The 18,947-nt window shown below is 72.5% G+C and carries 13 protein-coding genes; 4 read left to right on the top strand and 9 right to left on the bottom strand.

The annotated features are described in order from the left end of the window. Positions 1-48 precede the first annotated feature (48 nt). A complete protein-coding gene (locus RM780_RS18180; RefSeq protein WP_311631813.1) occupies positions 49-1,536 on the bottom strand; it encodes an MFS transporter in 1,488 nt (495 codons plus the stop codon). 274 nt (positions 1,537-1,810) lie between these two features. Here RM780_RS18180 and RM780_RS18175 point away from each other — a divergent pair, with 274 nt between their 5' ends. Beyond that, a complete protein-coding gene (locus tag RM780_RS18175; protein WP_311631812.1) occupies positions 1,811-2,401 on the top strand; it encodes a TetR/AcrR family transcriptional regulator in 591 nt (196 codons plus the stop codon). A gap of 231 nt (positions 2,402-2,632) precedes the next feature. Here RM780_RS18175 and RM780_RS18170 read toward each other — a convergent pair whose 3' ends face one another. From RM780_RS18170 to RM780_RS18150, 5 genes are all read right to left on the bottom strand, one after another. Then, positions 2,633-3,838, bottom strand: a complete 1,206-nt coding sequence (locus RM780_RS18170; protein WP_311631811.1) for a cytochrome P450 — start codon at positions 3,836-3,838, stop codon at positions 2,633-2,635. Positions 3,839-4,232: 394 nt separating this feature from the next. Further along, entirely contained in the window at positions 4,233-4,421 is a 189-nt protein-coding gene (locus RM780_RS18165) for a ferredoxin (protein WP_394813005.1), read from the bottom strand. 26 nt (positions 4,422-4,447) lie between these two features. Further along, positions 4,448-5,653, bottom strand: coding sequence for a cytochrome P450 (locus RM780_RS18160; RefSeq protein WP_311631809.1), 1,206 nt, complete (start codon positions 5,651-5,653; stop codon positions 4,448-4,450). Between the two features lie 207 nt (positions 5,654-5,860). Next, complete coding sequence (locus tag RM780_RS18155) at positions 5,861-6,484, bottom strand: streptomycin biosynthesis protein StrG (protein WP_311631808.1); 624 nt, start codon at positions 6,482-6,484, stop codon at positions 5,861-5,863. Positions 6,485-6,564: 80 nt separating this feature from the next. Then, positions 6,565-7,374, bottom strand: coding sequence for an arylamine N-acetyltransferase family protein (locus RM780_RS18150; protein ID WP_311631807.1), 810 nt, complete (start codon positions 7,372-7,374; stop codon positions 6,565-6,567). A 277-nt stretch (positions 7,375-7,651) separates the two neighbouring features. Between RM780_RS18150 and RM780_RS18145 the strand changes: the two genes are divergently transcribed. From RM780_RS18145 to RM780_RS18135, 3 genes are read left to right on the top strand one after another with little or no spacing between them, the layout of a single operon-like run. Further along, positions 7,652-8,965, top strand: coding sequence for a glycosyltransferase (locus RM780_RS18145; protein ID WP_311631806.1), 1,314 nt, complete (start codon positions 7,652-7,654; stop codon positions 8,963-8,965). Next, entirely contained in the window at positions 8,962-10,638 is a 1,677-nt protein-coding gene (locus RM780_RS18140) for a GMC family oxidoreductase (protein WP_311631805.1), read from the top strand. Before RM780_RS18145 ends, RM780_RS18140 begins: the two co-directional genes overlap by 4 nt. Before the next feature lie 20 nt (positions 10,639-10,658). Then, positions 10,659-11,741, top strand: a complete 1,083-nt coding sequence (locus tag RM780_RS18135; RefSeq protein WP_311631804.1) for a Gfo/Idh/MocA family protein — start codon at positions 10,659-10,661, stop codon at positions 11,739-11,741. Positions 11,742-11,852: 111 nt separating this feature from the next. Here RM780_RS18135 and RM780_RS18130 read toward each other — a convergent pair whose 3' ends face one another. The 3 genes from RM780_RS18130 to RM780_RS18120 all read right to left on the bottom strand — a co-directional run bounded on the left by RM780_RS18130 (position 11,853) and on the right by RM780_RS18120 (position 18,436). Beyond that, positions 11,853-13,523 (bottom strand): acyl-CoA dehydrogenase family protein, encoded by a 1,671-nt coding sequence (locus tag RM780_RS18130; RefSeq protein ID WP_311631803.1) that lies wholly within the window; start codon positions 13,521-13,523, stop codon positions 11,853-11,855. Further along, positions 13,520-15,235, bottom strand: coding sequence for an acyl-CoA dehydrogenase family protein (locus tag RM780_RS18125; RefSeq protein ID WP_311631802.1), 1,716 nt, complete (start codon positions 15,233-15,235; stop codon positions 13,520-13,522). The genes RM780_RS18130 and RM780_RS18125 overlap by 4 nt, the downstream gene beginning before the upstream one ends. A gap of 366 nt (positions 15,236-15,601) precedes the next feature. After that, positions 15,602-18,436, bottom strand: coding sequence for an AAA family ATPase (locus RM780_RS18120; protein WP_311631801.1), 2,835 nt, complete (start codon positions 18,434-18,436; stop codon positions 15,602-15,604). Between the last annotated feature and the right edge of the window lie 511 nt (positions 18,437-18,947).

Raw genomic sequence — 18,947 nt, 5'->3', positions numbered from 1 at the left:
CCGCCTGATCCAGGCGGCGGGGCTTCCTGCGGGCTGATCCGGGGGAAATCAGCCTGCGGTGACGGGCTCCTCAACGGTGGTTGGCGGAGCCTCGGGGTGGCTGACGCGGCGCGGCAGGAGGAAGCTGGCGACCAGCGCCACCGCGACCATGCAGATGGGAAGGATCATCGTGAGGCCGAAGGCGTCGCTCGCCTCCTGCTGGAAGGTCGGCGACATCTCCTCCGGCACCAGGTCGAAGAAGAGCGCGCCGACCGCGGAGACGCCGATCGCCGCGCCGACCTGCTGGACGGCGTTCAGCACGCCCGAGGCGGACCCGGCCTCGGTCACCGGCACGTCCGAGATGGCGTAGTCCACCACGAGCACCAGGGAGAGGCCGCCTCCGATGCCGCCGAGCACCATCGGCAGCGCGAGAATCCCGGAGCCGGCGTCCGGGCCGTACTCGTTCATGACCAGCATCATCGAGAACAGGGCCAGGATCATCACCAGCAGGCCCACCTGGACGACCCGGCGCCCGAAGCGGGGACCGAGGACGTTGAGCGCCAGGCCGCCGAAGATCGGGGCGACCAGGCCCCACCAGATGAGGGCCACGCCGGCCCGCATGATGCTGTAGCCCTCGTAGGTCTGGAGGTAGACGGTGAAGGCCAGGAAGAAGCCGTAGACCGTGGCGAAGCCGAGGACCAGGATCGTCAGGCCGCCGGTGAAGGAGCGGTGCCGGAAGAGCTGGATCGGCAGCAGGGGAGAGGTCGCCTGGCCGCGCTGGTGCATGACGAAGATGGCCAGGGCGGGCAGCGAGAGCGCCATGCAGATGAAGGTCCACAGGGGCCAGCCCTCCTCGTGGCCCACCGCCAGCGGGTAGAGCAGGAGGAGCAGCGCGACCGCGGCCAGGATCATGCCCGTGAGGTCGAGCCGGGTCGCCGTCTCGGACTTGGAGTCCGGCAGGAGGTAGACGGCGGCGATCAGGACGACGATGCCGACGGGGATGTTGACGAGGAAGATCATCCGCCACCCCATCCCGGCGATGTCGCTCTCGGTCAGCAGGGCCCCGAGAAACGGGCCGGTCATCGCGCTGATGGCGTACATCGAGGCGGCCACGGTCAGCGGCCTGGCCCGCTCGTGCGGGGCGTACATCACCTGGATCGTGGCGATCACCTGAGGCACCATCAGCGCCGCCGCGACGCCCTGGGCCACGCGGAAGCCGACGAGCTGCCCGCCGGTCTGGGCCACCGCGGTGAGCAGCGAGGTGAGCACGAAGAGCGCCAGGCCGATGATGAAGATGCGCTTGCGGCCGAAGAGGTCGCCCAGCCGCCCGCCCGTGATCATGCCGATGGCGAAGGGCAACGCGTAACCGGCGACGGTCCATTGCAGCGCCGAGCTGCTGGCGTCGAGATCCGCCTGGATCTCGGGGAGCGCCACGTTGACGATGCTGGTGTCGAGCAGGTCCATCAACATGCCGACGACGAGCACGGTGAGGGCGGCGGCGCGCCGTTTGGCCGGCGCCCCCGCTGTGCCCTGATCGCCCAGTTCTGCCTGTGCCACTGTTACCTCGCGTTCCTTGGTGCGTCGTGCGCCACGGGGATTTCGGGGGGCGGCCGGTGCCCGCGGGGGAGGCCTGGCAGGTCGTTCGGGGACCGCTGCCGGGAGGGCCACCGGTCCGTCACCGCCGCCGGCACTCGGGCTTCGTCGGCCTGTCGACCCCGGTCATTTCTCGCGGACCGGTCCAGCTCAGTCGGGTTGACGGCGTCAACCTAGCAGCCTCGGTTGACGCCGTCAACCCGGGTCATTCGCCCATACCGCGTGGTACCGTCGCCATGTGCCTCCCCCGACACGCAAGCTGCTGATCACTGCGGCGACCGATCTCCTCGACGCGGGTGGGCGAGAGTCCGTCACCCTGCGAGAGGTCGGCCGGCGCGCCGGCGTGTCCCACAACGCCCCGTATAAGCACTTCGCCAACAAGGAGGCGCTGCTCGCCGGCGTCGCCGCGGAGGAGCTGACGAAGCTGAGCGAGTCCCTGGCCGCGCTGCGGGAGGGCAGCCGGCCCGAGGGCGAGGTGCTGCGCGCGGCCCTGGGGGAGTACATCTCCTGGGCGCTGGCCTATCCGGCCCGGTACCGGCTGGTCTTCGGCGTCTGGTCCGCCCCCTTCGAGGACCTGGCCGTGGCCGCCGGGTCCAGCTACCGCACGCTGATGGCCATCGTCGAGGCCGCCCAGCGGGCCGAGCAGCTCCCGCCCGGCGACACCCAGCGGATGACGGCGCTGCTCCAGGCCCTCATCCACGGCGCGATCGACCTGACGATGATCGGGCACCTCGCGATCGGGGGCAAGGGGAACGCCGACGCCGACGGCCTCGTCGACGACCTCCTGCACCACCTGCGCGTCTCCGCCGCGGCCGTTCCCGCCGTCTGACCCCCCTCGGCCGCCCCGCGCCGGCCTGACGTTCCGTCCCGCTTTCCGGAGGCGAACGTCCCGGCTTCCCGCTCGTCCAACGCGCGACGGGCGACCGGGGGTTGATGCCCCCGGCCGCCCGCCGTTCAACGCTCCGGTCACCTCACGCGGTGACCGGCCCCGATTGCGGTCCGCGTGGCCGCCGCCCGCCGGGCCCCTCCGCCCCGCGCTGCCCCGGGCGCCGGCCGGCCGTCACCAGGTCACCGGCAGCCGGTCCAGCCCGCCGATCCAGCGCTCCTCCATGTTGATGCGCAACTCCTCGAGCGGCACGGCCAGTTCGAGGGTCGGGAAGCGCTGGAAGAGCTGGCTGAAGACGGCCCGCAGCTCCGTCCTCGCCAGCGCGTTGCCGACGCAGTAGTGCAGGCCGTGCCCGAAGCCCACGTGGGAGGCATCCGGCTTGCGGAAGATGTCGAAGCGCTCCGGGTCGGGGAAGACCCGGTCGTCCATGTTGCCCACGCTCGTGGAGATCAGGAGGCAGTCGCCCTTCGCGACCGTGACGCCCCCCATCTCGAACTCCTCGCGCGCGTACCGGATGAAGTGGTCGTCCACCGGGCTGCTGCGCCGCAGGATCTCCTCCACGGCCTGGTCCACCAGCGAGGGGTCCTCCACCAGGGCCTTGCGCTGCTCGGGGTGGCGCAGCAGCAGGAGCGTGCCGTAGTCGATCCGGCCCACGGTGGTCTCGTGCCCGCCGAAGACCAGATGCGCCGCCATCTCGGCGATCTCGTGGTCCGTCAGCAGCTCCAGGTTCTCCGCCGCGGCGATGGAGATGAGGTCCGAGACCAGGTCGTCCTGGGGGTCCTTCCGCCGCCGCCCCACCAGGTCGGCGGTGTAGGCCAGCATCTCCATGGCGGCCTGGGCGGCGTCAGCCTGGTCGTTGCTGCCGAAGCGCGCCGACCACCCGCGGAACGTGTCCCGGTCGGGGCCGGGGACGCCGATCAGCTCGCAGATCACCGTGATCGGCAGCGGGATGGAGAAGCGGTCGTGCAGGTCCACCGGGGGCGTGAGCCGTGCCAGCTCCTCCAGCATGGACGCGGCCAGCTCCGTCACGTGCTCCTTCAGCAGGCGCATGCGGCGGGCCGAGAACGCGGGCACCAGCACCTTGCGCTGGATACGGTGGAGGTCGGGCTCCGTCTCGAACTCGCCGTGAGGGCGCCCGAAGAGCAGCGACTCCGAGACGAGCGAGGCGCTCTCGGGGTCGTGGTGCGAACGCCCGAGGCGGGCGTCGCCGAACAGTTGCTTGATGACGTCGTAGCGCGTCGCCAGCCAGGCCTCGTCACCCATCTCGGTGCGGACCTTGACCAGGGGCGCGCGGTCCCGGAGGACCTTGTACTGGGGAGAGATGTCGAGCACGTTGGAGCGCGGTAAGGGAAGCTGCGGTAATTCCGTTTCCTTTGCCATGGTTCACCTTTCGGTGCTCTCCGACCGTTCGTCATGTCGCCCGCGGGCGCGACGACGTTGGGCGCCCGCGTGACACGGGAGGAGAGGGGCGGGTGAAACGGCCGATGCCGGCGAGGCCGGACCGCGCGCCCCGCCGGGCGCGCGCGTTCGGTCCCCTGGACAAGGTGCCCCCAGCGGCCACGACCGCTGTCCCACCGCCCCCCGGCTCCCGGTCCTGCGGCACCTCGGTGCCGCTCCCCTATGCTGCGGGCAGGTCGGGGTCGGGCGGCAACCCCTAGGCGACCCCTGAGCGGGCACTAGGGGAGGTTCCCCCGTGGCCGTTCCGGACGCGAACACGCCGATGGGCGGCAGGGGTTGTCACCCCTGCCGCCCATCGCACGGCGCGCCGGCCGCGTCACTCGATGATCGAGATGGCCCCTCCGGGGCAGCGCGCGGCTGCCCGGCGGGCGCCCTCGCGCAGCTCCTCCGACGGAGACTCCTGGAGGAGCACGACGAGGCCGTCCTCCACACCCTGGTCGAAGACCTCCGCCAGGGTCTGCACGCACTGTCCGGACCCGACGCACTGGTCCTGATCGACACTCACCCGCATGAGACTGTCCTTCCCTCCGGTCACCAGGTCACCGGCAGCCTTTCGAGGCCGCCGATCCAGCGCCGCTCCATGGGGATGCGCAGCTCCTCGAACGGCACGGCCAGTTCGAGGGTGGGGAAGCGCTGGAAAAGCTGGCTGAAGACGGCCCGCAGTTCCGTCCTCGCCAGCGCGTTGCCGATGCAGTAGTGCAGGCCGTGCCCGAACGCCGCGTGGGCGTAATCCGGCTTGCGGAAGATGTCGAAGCGCTCCGGGTCCGGGAAGATCTGGTCGTCCATGTTGGCCACACTCGTGGAGGCCAGCACGCACTCGCCGCGCCGGATCGTCACGCCCTCCAGCTCGAAGTCCTCGCGCGCGTACCGCGGGATCAGGTCGTCCACCGGGATGCTGCGCCGCAGGATCTCCTCCACGGCCTGGTCGACCAGCGAGGGGTCGTCCACCAGGGCCTTGCGCTGCTCGGGGTGGCGCAGCAGCAGGAGGGTGCCGTAGTCGATCCGGGAGACAGTGGTCTCGTGGCCGCCGAAGACCAGGTGCAGCGCCATGTCGGCGATCTCGTGGTCGGTGAGCATCTCCAGGTTCTCCGAGGCGGCGATGGTGATGAGGTCGGTGACCAGGTCGTCCTGCGGGTTCGTCCGCCGGTCGGCCACCATGCCCATCATGTAGGTGATCATCGCCATGACCGCCTCGCCCGCGGCGGCCTGGTCGTGGCCGGTGAACCGGCCCGACCACACGCGGAACTGGTCCCGGTCGGGCTCCGGGACGCCGATCAGCTCGCAGATCACCGTGTTGGGCATCGGGAAGGAGAAGTGCTCGTGCAGGTCGACCGGGGGCGTCAGGCCGGCCAGCTTCTCCAGCATGGTCGCGGTGAGCTGCGTGACGTGGTCCTTGAGCAGGCGCATGCGGCGCGGCGAGAACGCCGGCGTCAGCACCTTGCGGTGGGTGCGGTGAAGCTGCTCCTCGGTCTCGAACTCGCCCGTCGGGCCGCCGAACATGAGGGACTGGGAGACGCGGGCCGCCTTCTCCGGGTCCGGGTGGGAACGCCCGAAGTGGGCGTCGCCGAACACCTGCTTGATGGCGTGGTAGCGGGTCGCCAGCCAGACCTCGTGGCCCATCGCGGTGCGGACCCTGACCAGGGGCGCCTGATCCCGCAGGGGCTTATAGGCCGGGGCGATGTCCAGCACGTTGGGGCGCGGGAACGGCAGCTGAGGCAGCTCCGTGGTCACCGTCATGATTCACCTTTCGCTACGTTCCGACGATCGTCACGTCACCCGTGGGCGAGACGGCAGCGCGCCGCAGTGCCCATCCTGCTGGGACCACCGGGCCGGGCAACCCCTACCGGCCCCCTGGGAGTCCGGTAGGGGAAGCCCTTCCGGCGGGGCCGGCCGGTCTCCGCGCCCTCGCCGTACCCTCACCCCGGCCTCAACGGCCGGCCGTTCTCAGGGAACGTCCCAGTAGTGGCCGAGGAGGAAGGGCACGTCGTTGGAGACGCTGCGCTTCTCGTTCGGCCGGTAGTCGGCCCGGGCCAGGACGCGGAAATCCATGCTGACGCGGCTGATGGGCGTGTCGTTGACGACGTTCCCGTGGAGCTGGTTGGCTCCGTCGAACACCACGACCTCGCCGTATTCGGCGTCCACGTTCTGCTTGTCGATCCAGACGGTGTTGTTGCCGAACGCCCGGGTCATCGGAACCCAGTAGTTCACCTCGCTCGGGTCGTGCCCGAAGTCCTTGTCCCGGTGCCAGGTGCCGACCGCGACGGAGTTTCGCAGGTGCACGCGGAAGGTGGGAACGCGCTGAATGTAGACCTCCTTCAGGCGCTCCTCCCCGAGAAGGGCGGCCACCAGCTTCCGGTATAACGGGTTGATGGCGGATTCGTAGTTCTTGTAGAAGAGCTCGTGGTACCGGGTCTTCTGATCCTCTTCGCGAGTGGCAACCTTGTCACTCACTTCGAGGCCCTCCAGATCCGGTACCCCGAGCACCGTCCGCACGGCCTCGGCCAGCGGGATTTCATTGATGTCGTACTTGAGTTTCTCGTAGTCGGCCATGTGTCGACATTCGCACATGCGCCGTCACGGGGACAATCCCCCTATGGTCCGCGGCCGGAATGGAATAGGGGGAAATAGGGGTCCCGTGCGGGAGGCGATCACGCGCCGTTGCGGCGGGAGCGGTCCTTCCACAGGTCGTCCTGCACGCCGGCCCGCTCCCACAGCCGCTCCACCGCGCCAGGCCCCAGATCGTCCAGCGGGATCCGGAAGCGTTCCGCGAGCGTGGCGGCGAACTCCTCCGCGCTGCCGATCGTCCTCGGCGCCCCGCCGCTCCCTCCGCCCAACCGCCGCAGCGTGCGCGAGAGCAGCACCGAGTGGCCCCCGTCCACGGGCCGCGCCACGATGAGGGTGGAGAAGAAGGGCGAGTCGGGGGAGGTGCTCGCCCAGTCCCCGAGGTCGAGGAAGTCGCTGATCTCGCGCGGCTGGAGCCGGAAGTCGGTGGAGGCGATGCCTCCCTCGGGGTGGTGGCGGAAGCGCCAGGTCTCCGTCTCCGGGGCCGCGTCCAGCAGCTCCAGGCGGAAGACCACCCCCTCCTGCGCGTGCGGCCCCTCGCGCAGCGGCAGCGGCTCGACGAAGCCGTCCCCCATGGCCGCGTCCGCGAACCAGCGCTGCCCTTCGACGTCCACCACCAGCGCGCAGTGGTTGCCCCACTCCGAGTCGCCGCGCTCGGCGACCATCACCCCGGCCTCGACCATCGTCACCGCGAAGCCGGCCAGGCGCAGCAGCCTGGCCAGGACGGCGTTCTGCTCCAGGCACACGCCGCCGCGCCGCCGCCGCACGATCTTGTCGAAGAGCGCCGCGGGGTCGAGGTCCATCTTCCCGCCGAGCTGAATGTCGAGGTTTTCGTACGTCACCGTGCGCCGCCAGGCGCCGAACAGCGCGATGAACGTCGCCGTGTCGGCCGTCACCGGCCCCCTGTGCCCGATCCGCCTCAGCAGCGAGTCTAACTCCCGCAGAGCCACTCTCTTCTACCCCCTCGTTAAAAAGGACGTAACAAACCCTTTCCCCGGGAGACTAGCGAGGGTTGTACTCCTCCCCCAGACCCCTATTACCCCTATTCCCCCCTACGGAATTCCTAGGGGCTTGCCGCCGTCCCGGCCGCTGCCTAGGGTCTCACGGCGTACGGAGTTTCCGCCACATGCGCTTCCGCGAACCCGTCGGCGCCTCTTGAGGAACGAAGGGCCCATGACCCGTATTCTCTTTGCGACACTCTCCATCGCCGGCCATGTCCGCCCGGGTCTTCCGGTCGCGCGTGACCTGGTGAACGCCGGCCACGAGGTCGCCTGGTACACCGGCCGGAAGTTCGAGCCGCTGGTGAGCCGCGTCGGCGCGACATACGTTCCCAACGGCCTCGGTTTCGACGGCGACGTGCTTCACGAGATGACGGGAAACCGGAACGGCATCGGCGGGCTCAAGAGAATCGTCCGCGAGCTCTTCATCGAGCCGATTCCTCACTACGTGAGGGACCTCGGCGCCGTCGCCAAGGAATTCCGCCCCGACGTCATCGTCGTGGACGACTGCTTCTACGCCGGCCCGATATTCGCCCGCCAGCAGGGGATCCGCAGCGTGGCGTACGTCGTGGGCCCGCTGTCCATCTCCAGCGTCGACACGGCCCCCGCCGGCACCGGGATGCTCCCCTCCTCCTCGGCGCTGGGCCGGCTGCGCAACCGCGGCCTGCACTTCCTCACCAGCCGCGTCCTCTTCCGCGACGTGCAGCAGGCGATGCGCCGGGCCTCCACCGCCGCCGGCTTCCCGCCCCTGGACGTCTTCCTCACCGACTGGCCCGTCCGGCTCGCCGACCGCCTGCTGGTCTCCGCCGTCCCGGAGATCGAGTACCCCCGCAGCGACCTCCCGGAGACCGTGGAGTTCGTCGGTCCCATGCTGCCCACCGGCGTCGACGACTGGACGCCCCCCGACTGGTGGTCGGAGGTGCACGACGCCCGCCGCGACGGCCGCCCCGTCGTGCTGCTGACCCAGGGGACGGCCTCCACCGACACCCGGCAGCTCATCCTGCCCGCCATCGAGGCCCTGGCCGGCTCCGACGCCCTGGTGGTAGCCACCGCCCCCGAGGGCCTTCCCGAGAGCGCCCTGGCCGCCCTGCCGCCCAACCTGCGCCTGGAGCGGTTCATCCCTTACACCGAACTCCTGCCGCTGACCGACGTGATGGTCACCAACGGCGGCTGGGCCGGCGTTCAGATGTCCCTGCACTACGGCGTCCCCCTGGTGACCGCCGGCCGCAGCGAGGACAAGATGGAGGTCGGCCAGCGCGTGGCGTACTCCGGCGCGGGCCTGTCCCTGAACACCTCCACCCCCAGCGCGAAGCGCATCCGCGCGGCCGTCAACAAGATCCTCACCGAGAGCCGGTACCGGGAGCGCGCCCAGCGGTTGAAGGCCGCCTACCAGCGCTACCCCGGCGCGCCCCGTGCCACCGAGGTGATCCTCGAAGTGGCCGGCGCCCCCGTGACCACCTCCACCGGCGAGAACGGCCGTCCGGCATGAGCGCCCTCGAGAGTGCGAGAAGCGCCGACGACGCGGAGGACACCGCCGCGCGCCTGGCGAGCGTCACCTGGGACGCCGTCGTCGTCGGCACCGGCATGGGCGGCGGGACCCTCGGCCACGAACTCGCCCGCCTGGGAAGACGGGTGCTCTTCCTGGAGAAGGGCATCACCGACGTCGACCCGGCCTCCGGCGCCATCACCGGCAGCTACGCCGAGCAGACCTTCGACCTCGCCCGCCTCACCGACGAGGAGCACGCCGACCGCCTGGCCCGCGCCGGGCGCAGCTCCGCCTGGTACGAGGACAGCACGCCGGGGAGGAAGCCGAAGCGCTTCCAGCCGATCAGCGGCTCCGGCCTCGGCGGCTCGTCCGCCCTCTACGGCATGGTCACCGAGCGGCTCTTCCGCGAGGACTTCACCCCCCGCGGCAACTTCGCGGACGTCGGCGACTCCACCGTGCCCGAGGCGTGGCCGGTGAAGTACGAGGAGATGGTCCCCTGGTACCAGCGGGCCGAACGCCTCTACCGCGTGCGCGGCACCGCCGACCCCCTGCGGCCCGAGGACGACACCGACACCCTGCTGCCGCCCGGCCCCGTCACCGCCCGCAACGCCGCCCTGGCCGAATTCCTCAGCGGGCGCGGCCTGCACCCCTACGGCCTGCACGTCGCCTGCGAGTACCGCCCGGAGTGCGCCACCTGCGAGACCTTCCTGTGCGCCCGGGCCTGCAAGAACCACGCCGGCAACGTCTGCGTCACCCCTGCCGTCCAGGAGCTGGGCGCCACCGTCCTGGACCGGACCACCGCGGTCCGCGTGGAGGCCACCCGCACCCGCGTGACCGGCGTCGTCGCCCGGCGGGACGGGCAGACCCACACCTTCCGCGGCCGGGTGATCGTCGTCGCGGGCGGCGCGCTCCAGACCCCCGTGCTGCTGCTCAACTCCCGCTCCGAGGACTGGCCAGGCGGCCTGGCCAACGACAACGACCTGGTCGGCCGCAACCTGATGCGCCACTTCATGGACGTCTACCTCTTCCGCACCCCCGTGAAGAAGTCCGTCCCCGGCCAGACCAAGGAGGTCAGCGTCAACGACTTCTACCTGGCCGACGGCGACAAGTACGGCACCCTCCAGTCGATGGGCCACATCCCGCCCTACGAGTTCCTGATGAACTACAGCCGCGAGGGCCGCCGCCTGCTCGGACCCCTGCACGGCCTCGCGCGCCGCCCCTGGCGCACGATGATGCAGGACCGGTTCATCGTGCTGGCCGCCATCATGGAGGACCTGCCCCGCGCCGAGAACCGCGTCCTGCCGGCCGACGGCAGCGGCCCGCGCGGCCCCCTGCTGCAACTCCAGTACAAGGTCAGCGACCAGGACCGCGCCCGGCACCGCAGGTTCCACCGCCGCGTGAGGTCCGCCCTCGGCCGCTACACCGGCTCGCTGCTGCCCCCGGTCCACGTCTCCGGCATCGACATGAACACCGCCCTGGGCCACCAGTGCGGCACCTGCCGCTTCGGCGACGACCCGCGCACCAGCGTGCTCGACCCCGACAACCGGGCCTGGGGCCTGGACAACCTCTACGTGGTCGACGCCTCGATGATGCCGTCCAGCGGCGGCATCAACCCCAGCCTCACCATCGCCGCCAACGCCCTGCGCGTCGGCCACGCCATCCACGACGCGCTCTAGCGGGCGGACGGGAGACGACTGTGACGGACCGCGCTGAGGACGGGCCCGGCGGAACGACCGGGCCCACGGTGCGGATCGGCGTGCTCGGCGCCGCCCGCGTCGTGAAGACGGCGCTGACGGAGCCCGCCCGCGAGGTGCCCGAGGTGACGGTGGCCGCCCTGGCCGCCCGCGACCCCGCGCGGGCACGCGAGCACGCCGCCCGCCTCGGCATCCCCCGCGTCCACGACAGCTACGACGCGCTGCTCGCGGACCCGGAACTCGACGCCGTCTACGTGGCCCTGCCGAACGCCCTGCACGCCACCTGGGGCGAACGGGCGCTGCGGGCCGGCAAGCACGTGCTGGTCGAGAAGCCGGTCACCTCCAACGAGAACGAGGCCCGCCAACTGGCCCGCGCCGCCGAGGAGACCGGCCGCATCGTCTGCGAGGCCATGCACCCCCTCTACCACCCGCTGAACGACCGCGTCCGGGAGCTGCTGGCCGCCGGCACCATCGGGGAGATCCGCCACGCCGAGGCCCACGTCGCCTTCCCCATCCCCTCCGCCAAGGACATCCGCTGGAGCTACGAGCTGGGCGGCGGCGCGCTGATGGACCTGGGCGTGTACGCCCTGGCGCTCCTGCGCAGCTACGTCGGCGCGGGCGGCGAGGAGGAGGCCGCGCTCAAGGACGTCGAGGGCGCCCTGGCCCCCGTCCGCACCAAGGACGTGGACCGCCGCGTCGACGCCCGGCTGCGGTTCGCCGGCGGCGCGACCGGGCGGATCGTCGCCACCATGTGGGGCTGGCCGCCGCTGGCCAGCCGCTGCCTGGTGGAGGGAACGGCCGGACGGCTGACGGTCCTCAACCCGCTGGGCCCGCAGATGTTCCACCGGATCACCGTCACGGCCGGGGGCCGCCGCACCCGCGAGCGCGTCGTCAAGCAGCCCAGCACCTACGCCTGCCAGCTCCGCGCCTTCGCCCGCGCCGTCACCGGCGGCGAGCCCCTGCGCTCGGGGCCCGAGCAGTTCGTGCCCGCGATGGCCGCCATCGACGCCATCTACCGGCGCGCCGGGCTGCCGCCCCGCGGCGCCGGGGCGGAGGCCGGCCGGGTGGCCGGCGAGACGGTCTGAGCCGCGCGCCGCCGTCCCGCCCCCGCCCCGCGCAGCCGCCCCCCGGCCCGGCACTGGATGCCGTGGCCGGGGGGCGGATCGCCTTTCCCTGTCCGTCCTTACGGGTCCGCCTCAGCGGAAGACCGGGGTGCGCGCCAGGTCGCAGGACAGGCGCTGGTCCACGCGGGCGGTCAGCTCCTCGAACAGCGGCTCGGCCAGCTCCTCGGTCAGCAGGCCGTCGCCGTGCCCCAGCCGCCCGGCCAGCCGGGTCAGCGCGGCGGCCAGCCACGGGCGTTCGCCCAGGAAGCCGGTGCCCGACCCGTGCGTTCCGACGCAGGCCGCCGCCGCGAGCAGCACGGCGTAGCGCCGGGCCAGCGCGAAGGACTCGGGGCCGGCCTCCGGGCCCAGCTCCGCCGGGGAGAGCCGCAGGCACTCCTCGCGCAGTCCGGCCAGGTCCGCCGCCGGCAGCCCCTCGGGGCCCTCGCCCGCGGGAACCCCGGCCAGGGTGCCCATCAGCGGGTCGGGGGCCACGCCGGTGACGGACAGCCGGCTGACGTCCAGCCCGGGCAGCTCGGCGGAGGTGTCGAACAGCCCGGCCGGCGGCTCCGCGGCCGACCAGGAGTCCCGGGCCAGTGAGGGGAGTTGCGGCAGGATCGTCAGCAGGCCCGGGGCGGGCCCGAGGCCCGCGAGGCCCAGCAGCGGCAGGTCGCTGTAGAACTTGCTGAACGCCGCGTGACGCCCCGTCCGCAGGTAGGACCGGGCGCCGAGAACGATCGACAGCTCGTGCAGCGCCTCCTCCAGCAGCAGGGGGACCAGGTACCCCACGGCGGCGGCCGGCGCGGAGGCGGCCCCGGGCGCCAGGTGGAGCTGGCGGCTGACGGCCGTCGCCAGGCTGTCGGCGATCAGCACGTCCGTGAAGGCCGCCGCCAGGGTGGCCCGCGCGTGCGGCAGCTCGCTGACGTGGAGGCCGTAGAGCACCCGGTCCGCGGCAAAGTCGTGGGTCAGGTGCAGCGCGGTGTCCAGCACGCCGACCGCCAGGCCCGGCAGCACCGCCCGGGTGACCTGGCACGCCCGCAGCGCGGCCTCCAGGCCCTGGCCGGGGGCGCCCACCAGGGCCTCGGGCCCGACCGGGGCGGCGTCGACCTCGATGCCGCCGAAGGGGCAGGCCCGCAGCCCCGAGGTGGCGAACCGGGGGAGGTGGCGCGCCGAGCCCTTCAGGTCCCGCTGGGAGACCAGCAGCGCCGAGACGGAGTCGGCGCCGGGAGCGTCCTCGCCATGGGCCAACAGGACCAGGGAGGAGGCCCGTTCGACGTTGGCGATCACCTCCTCGGCACCCGACAGGATCAGCCCGTCCCCGTCGGCGCGGGCGGTGAACCCGGCGCCCGGGAGGCCGTTGCCGTGGTGGGGTTCGTGGAACGCGGCGGCGATCCGCTCGCCGGCCAGCAGGGCGTCGGCGGTGGCCAGGCGCTGGGCGGCGGAGCCCGCGGCCCACACGGTGGCCGCGCCCGTCAGCGAGGCGACGCCGTAGCCCAGCCCGAGCGCCGGGTCGCGGCGGAAGACGGGGCGCAGCCGGCGCGTCAGCGCGTCGGTACCGCCCCACCGGCCGCCCAGGGAGCGGGGCACCAGCTCGTGGTTGAACTGCCAGGCGTCCAGCAGGCGTTCGCCTGCCTCCAGGGGCTCGGCCCGCTCGTCGGCGGCCACCACGGCCGCGAAGCCCACGGGGTTGTCCTCGTCGAACGGGTCCCCCAGGCGGGACTCCAGGTCGTCTCCGGGCGCCGCGGCCGGCGTCGGGTGCGTGGTCATCGGGTCACTCCCTCGGCGACGCGGTGCGGCATCAGGGTCAGCGAACGGCCGCTCTCCAGGCGGTCGCGCAGGGCGCGGACCAGCTCCTGGTCCTGCCCGGCGGGCCGCTCGGCGGGCTCGCCCAGCGCGGCCAGGACGCGGCCCAGCGCGGCGCGCTGCCACAGCCCGTCCGCCCACAGCGGGTCGCCCTCGGGCGGGGCGGCGTGGGCGGCGACGGCGAGGACGGCCGCCCCGGCCCAGCACAGCGTCAGGCGGTCGGCCTGGGCGAAGACGTGGCGCGGGACCTTCAGGCCGGGGTGCCGGTGCTCGGCCAGCTCGGCCACCAGCCGCCGGTACTGCCCCAGCAGGCGCGCGGCCAACGGCCCGGCGGGGGTGCCCGCGACGGCGGCGGCGAGGTCGGGCAGGGCGCGCAGCACGCTGCTGCCGGCCCGGGTCGTCAGCCGCAGGGCCGCCAGGTTCAGGGGCGGCAGCGGGCGCCCGGGGTCCGCAGCGGTGCGCAGCGCCTCCTCGTCGTAGGGCGCCTCCGCGTGGCGGGCGAGGGTGGCGAACTCGTTCACCAGCATGTTCAGGTTGACCAGGGTGTTGCCGTCGAAGAGGCCGACCACGCGGTGGTCGCGGGCCAGCTTCTGGAAACGCCCGTCGAGGTCGCCGTCCACCAGCCGCGCCCGGGTGCCCAGGAGCCTGCCCAGGTCCGCGATCATGCGGTCGGCGCGGGTGGGCAGCAGGTACTTCAGGACCGCCGAGACCACCCCCGTCTCCTGCGGGAAGGTGTGGATGCCGCGGCAACCCACCTGCGCGGCGGCCTCGTTGAGCAGGTGGTCCGCGCCCGCGTCGGCGAGGGTGCGCGCCTCCTCGGGCCGCTCCGCCCCGCCGGTCCTCCCCCCGCTGCCGCTGGGAGGTGCCCCCGGCCCGGGGCCCTCCAGGACCAGCCGCAGGGCGTGCTCGCCGGGGCCCAGGGACAGGGCCGAACACAGCGTCCGGCTGAGCTGAAGCCCCTTCAGCATCGTCTCCAGGCCCGTACGGGGGCGCCCCAGCCGGGCCTCGGCGGGGAGGAAGGCGTTGTCGAAGACGATGCCGCTGATGTTGGCGCCGCGGATGCCGTGGGTGCGGAACTTCGGCAGGCACCGGAAGCTCTCCGGGGCCAGGGCCGTCTTGTCCACCATCAGGACGTCGAAGCCCCGGGGGCCGTCGCCGGTGCGGGCGAGGACCGCGATGGTGCGGCAGCGGGTGGCGTTGTTGATCGCCCACTTCTCGCCCGTCAGCCGGAAGCCCCCGGGCACCTCCTCGGCCCGCACCTGGCCCGAGACGAGGTCGCTGCCGTGGGCCTGCTCGGTCAGGCCGGAGCTGATGGCGGCGCCCTCCAGCACCTGCCGGGCCATCTCCTGGCTGGCCGGGTCGGTCGGCGAGACCCAGGCGCCGACCGCGCCGAGGAACGTTTTGGAGTGGCCGATGGCCATCGTCAGGTCGCGGCGCGCGACCGCACGCAGCAGCTCCAGCACGACCGGGACCTCGCCGAGTGCGCCGCCGTACTCCTCGGGGACGTAATGGCGTTGCAGACCCTGGGCGTTGAGGAGCGCGCAGATCTCGTCGGGGAAGGCCTCGGCCTTGTCCAGCTCGTTGCACCGGGCGTAGGAGAAGACGCCGTCGGGCTCCCCGGGGTCGCCCAGCGCCCGGTCGAACGCCTCGACCGCCGGCGCCGTCGTGATCGTCATGACCGCTCCACGGAGGTCGACGGGACGTGTCCCGGAAGCGTTTCAGCCGGACGCACAGGGCCGGTGATGGGAATTGCCGCAAAGAGAATTCGGGTCATGGGCCCTTTTTCCTCACGAGTCGCGGTCGGTTCGCGGAACCGTACGTGCGAAATACCGTACGACGCGCAAAACCCTAGGGAGCGGCTGAGAGAGCGGCAAGCCCCTAGCGCATTACCGGAATTAGGGTAGGGGGCGGCGGGAGTCATAGGGGGTCCGGAAAGGCGGCGGGCCGGACGGCCGTTGAGCGGTCGTCGGGCGGCGCGCGTCGAACCGCCCCTGGTGGGGGAGCGGTTCAACGCGCGTTGATCGAGGTTGCGGCGAGCCGGATCACCGTCCTCTGCCGCGGTCCTGGACGCGCTCCGCGGCGGACGAGCCCGCCGCCTGGAGCCCGACGGGCGCGTACTGGTCGAGGTCGGCCGGCAGGTCCGTGCGCCGGTTGACGCGCAGCTTCCGGTAGACCCGGGTCAGGTGCTGCTCCACCGTGCTCACGGTGATGTACAGCTTGGCGCCGATCTCCCGGTTGGTCAGGCCCACGGCCGCCAGCCCGGCGACGCGTCGCTCCGCCTCGCTCAGCTCGCTGACCTGCCACACCGGCGCGGAGAGCTGCCGGCCCACCGAGGCCACCGCGTCGAGCGTGCCGATGGAGAGGGGGTCGGGGGCCGACCACTCCGCGCCGGACTGCCGGGCGAGCTGCGCCGCGCGTTCGCCGGTGGCGCGGGCGGCGCCGAAGTCGCCCTGGGCCTCCAGGGCCTGGCTGAGCTGCCGCAGCGCGCCCGACAGCTCGAACTGGTCGCCGCTGGCGGTCAGCAGCTCCACCGCCTCCGTCAGCAGGCCCAGGCGCCGCTCCGGCGGGGAGGCCGCGGCGAGGACGCGCAGGTGCATCCCCCGGGTGCGGCCGCCGCCCACGGGCGCGTTGGTGAGCTGCTCCTCCACCAGCGCGCGGGCCGCCTGCCGGTTGCCGACGGCGAGCTGGGTCCTGGCCGCGCCGAGCCGCCAGGGGATCAGCGCCTGGAGATCCAGGTTCCAGCCGCGCAGCAGCTCCCCGCAGCGCGCGAAGTCGGCCATGGCGGCGTGCAGTTGGTCCAGGACCAGGTTGAACAGGCCCCTTTCGTAGAGGTAGAAGAGGCCGAACAGGCTCTGGAACATGGCCTCGGGCACGGGCAGGCGCAGCAGCCTGGACGCGTCCTCGTACTTGCCGGTGCGGGTCGCCACGCCCACCCGCACCGCCAGCGGCAGGCCGATGCCGATGCCCCAGCCCTGGGGGACGAACAGGCCGTGGGCGGCCTGGGCCTCCCGGGCGGCGCCCGACATGTCGCCGCGGCGCAGCAGGGCCAGCGCGTAGACCGCGCCGATGAGCCCCCGCCAGGTCGCGGCGTTCCGGCCGGTGGCCTCGGCCAGCTTCGCCCGGCACAGCTCCTCGGCCTGCTGGTCGGCGTCCACGTGGAAGAGCGTGAACAGGGCGGCCATCTGGACGTCCAGGGTCTCCTCGCCGAGCGGGGCGTTGCCCAGCACGCGGGTTGCCGCCGCGGCGATCTCCTCGCGCGGCCCGCCGGAGCGGAGGCGGTCGAGCAGGCCGACCGCCGTGGACAGGGGGCTGCGCGCCACCTCCCGGGGCCGCTGGGCCGGCACCCGGGCGATGCCCTGGCCCGCCTGCGGGCACACGGAGCGGAACCACGCGACCGCCAGGTCGAAGTTGCCGGCGGTGGCCGTGGCGCCGCAGGCCACGGCGGCGCCGGTGGCCAGCACCTCGCGCAGCCGGTCCATGTGGCCGTACCACAGCAGCCACTTGGCCAGGCGGAACCCGTCCTCCTGGGAGAGGGTCCCGGCCAGCCAGGCCGCCTCCAGGGCCTTGAGGTGACGGGCGGCCGTGGAGGGGCGGTGGGCCCACTCCACCTGCATCAGCTGGCTCAGGATCTCGGCCCGCTCGGTCTCGTCGGCGCTGGCGCGGACGGCGAGTTCGAGCAGCGGGATCGCGGCTTCGGCCCGCCCGTGCGCCAGGTGGTCGTGGGCCGCCTCGCGCAGGACGGTGACCGCCCACGGCCCGTTCACCTCGGTGCCCAGCTGCTCGGCGGCCACGAGGTGGACGCCGATGTCCGCGGCCCTGGCGTCGCGGCGGTGAAGCAGAAGGGCCGCCCGCAGGTGCAGGGCGGCCCGTTCGGAGGCGGGGAGATTGTCCAGCACGGCGCCTCTGACGCGGGCGTGACGCAGCTGGCCGTCCTTCACCAGTCCGGAGGTCTCCAGCACCTCTATCGCACCCTGCACGTCGCCCGGGTCGAGACCCAGCAGGTCGCCCAGCAGCTCGCCGCCGGGCCGGCCCACCAGGACGCCGAGCCCGCAGGCCACGGCGAACGGCAGCGGGCCCCACCGGCGGACGCAGGCGACCACGGCGCGCGCGAACTGCTGGCTGACCGCCATCGTGCCGTCGGTCAGCGGGGTCGCGCTGCGGTGACGGACCGCGCGCTGGTCGTCGACCAGCGCCTTGACCAGCAGCGGGTTGCCGCCGCTGAGGGCGTGGCACTCCTCCGCCAGCAGCTCCGCCATCTCCGGGCCGAGCGCCCGGTCGAGCAGTTCGGTGATGCCGGCGCGGGAGAGCGGGGCGAGCTGGAGGTGAACGGTCTGCAGCGGGCGCACGAGCTCCGAGCGGAAGAGGTCGTACGTGGGGTTGGGCAGCGTCCACTCGGCGAAGACGAGCAGGACGCGGGAGGTCTGGAGCCGTCGCTGCAGGTAGAGCAGGGCGCGCAGCGAGGGCTTGTCGGCGAACTGGATGTCGTCGACGACGATCACCACGGGACGCCGCCTGGCCAGCAGGACCAGGTCACCGCAGAGTTCGTCGAGCATCCCGGCGTAGTCGCTGTCGATGCTGGCCGAATCGGCCGTGGCGCCGGGGGACTTGGCTGATAAATTCGGCAGCCGGAACGGCTCGACGCCTCTGAAGAGCTGCCGCAGCAGGCCGAAGGGCAGCGACTGCTCGGCCTGGGAGCCGGTGGCGCTGAGGAGCATCGCCCCGTCGTTCACCGCCTGTTCGGCGAAGGTGCGGACCAGTTCGGTCTTGCCGCAGGCCACACCTCCGTTGACGACGACGAGTTGTCCCCAGCCGCTCTGACAGGCCGTATACGCTTCGCACAGGACATGAACATCTTGATCACGATCAACGAGAATCATGTTTTCCCCCTAAAGTGCGTGTCTCACGTGGTCAGCGTCAGATTCGGAATACTGCGTTCCGTGATGTGGGTCTGCAGCGTCCGCACCGTCGCTGGAGCCCTGCCTGTATTTGCCGCTCCAGCCTGGGTGAGATTCGGCGATGTGGCAAGCATTCTGAAGTGTGCAAGAATTCCCCCGAGGTCATGTTTCCTCTCGGTGAAATCGCGCCCAAGAGGAGACAAAATCCCGCCTGCCGGCGGGTGCCGAGCCTCGCCGCCCGGCGCCGGGCGGCGAGGCTCAACCGCGGGCTGAACCGGGGGAATTCAGCCCGACGGGAGGAGCTCCGCGGCGCAGGCCGGCGGAGCGGGACGGTGGGTCGCAGGCGGCGATGGCGCGAAAATCCCCGTCGTCGCCCGCATCCGCGGAAGAGCTCTCATCGCGGCAGGTGCCGGTCCGGCCCCGCTTGCCCATGGCGTGGAAGGGCGTGCCGTTCCGGACATTATCGGGTGTCACCGGCAGGCATTCAGGGGTC

The sequence above is a fragment of the Streptomyces boetiae genome (assembly GCF_031845405.1).
GTDB lineage: Bacteria > Actinomycetota > Actinomycetes > Streptomycetales > Streptomycetaceae > Streptomyces > Streptomyces boetiae.
The sequence above is the reverse complement of the archived record's forward strand: the minus strand, read 5'-3'. Positions and strand labels throughout refer to the sequence as shown.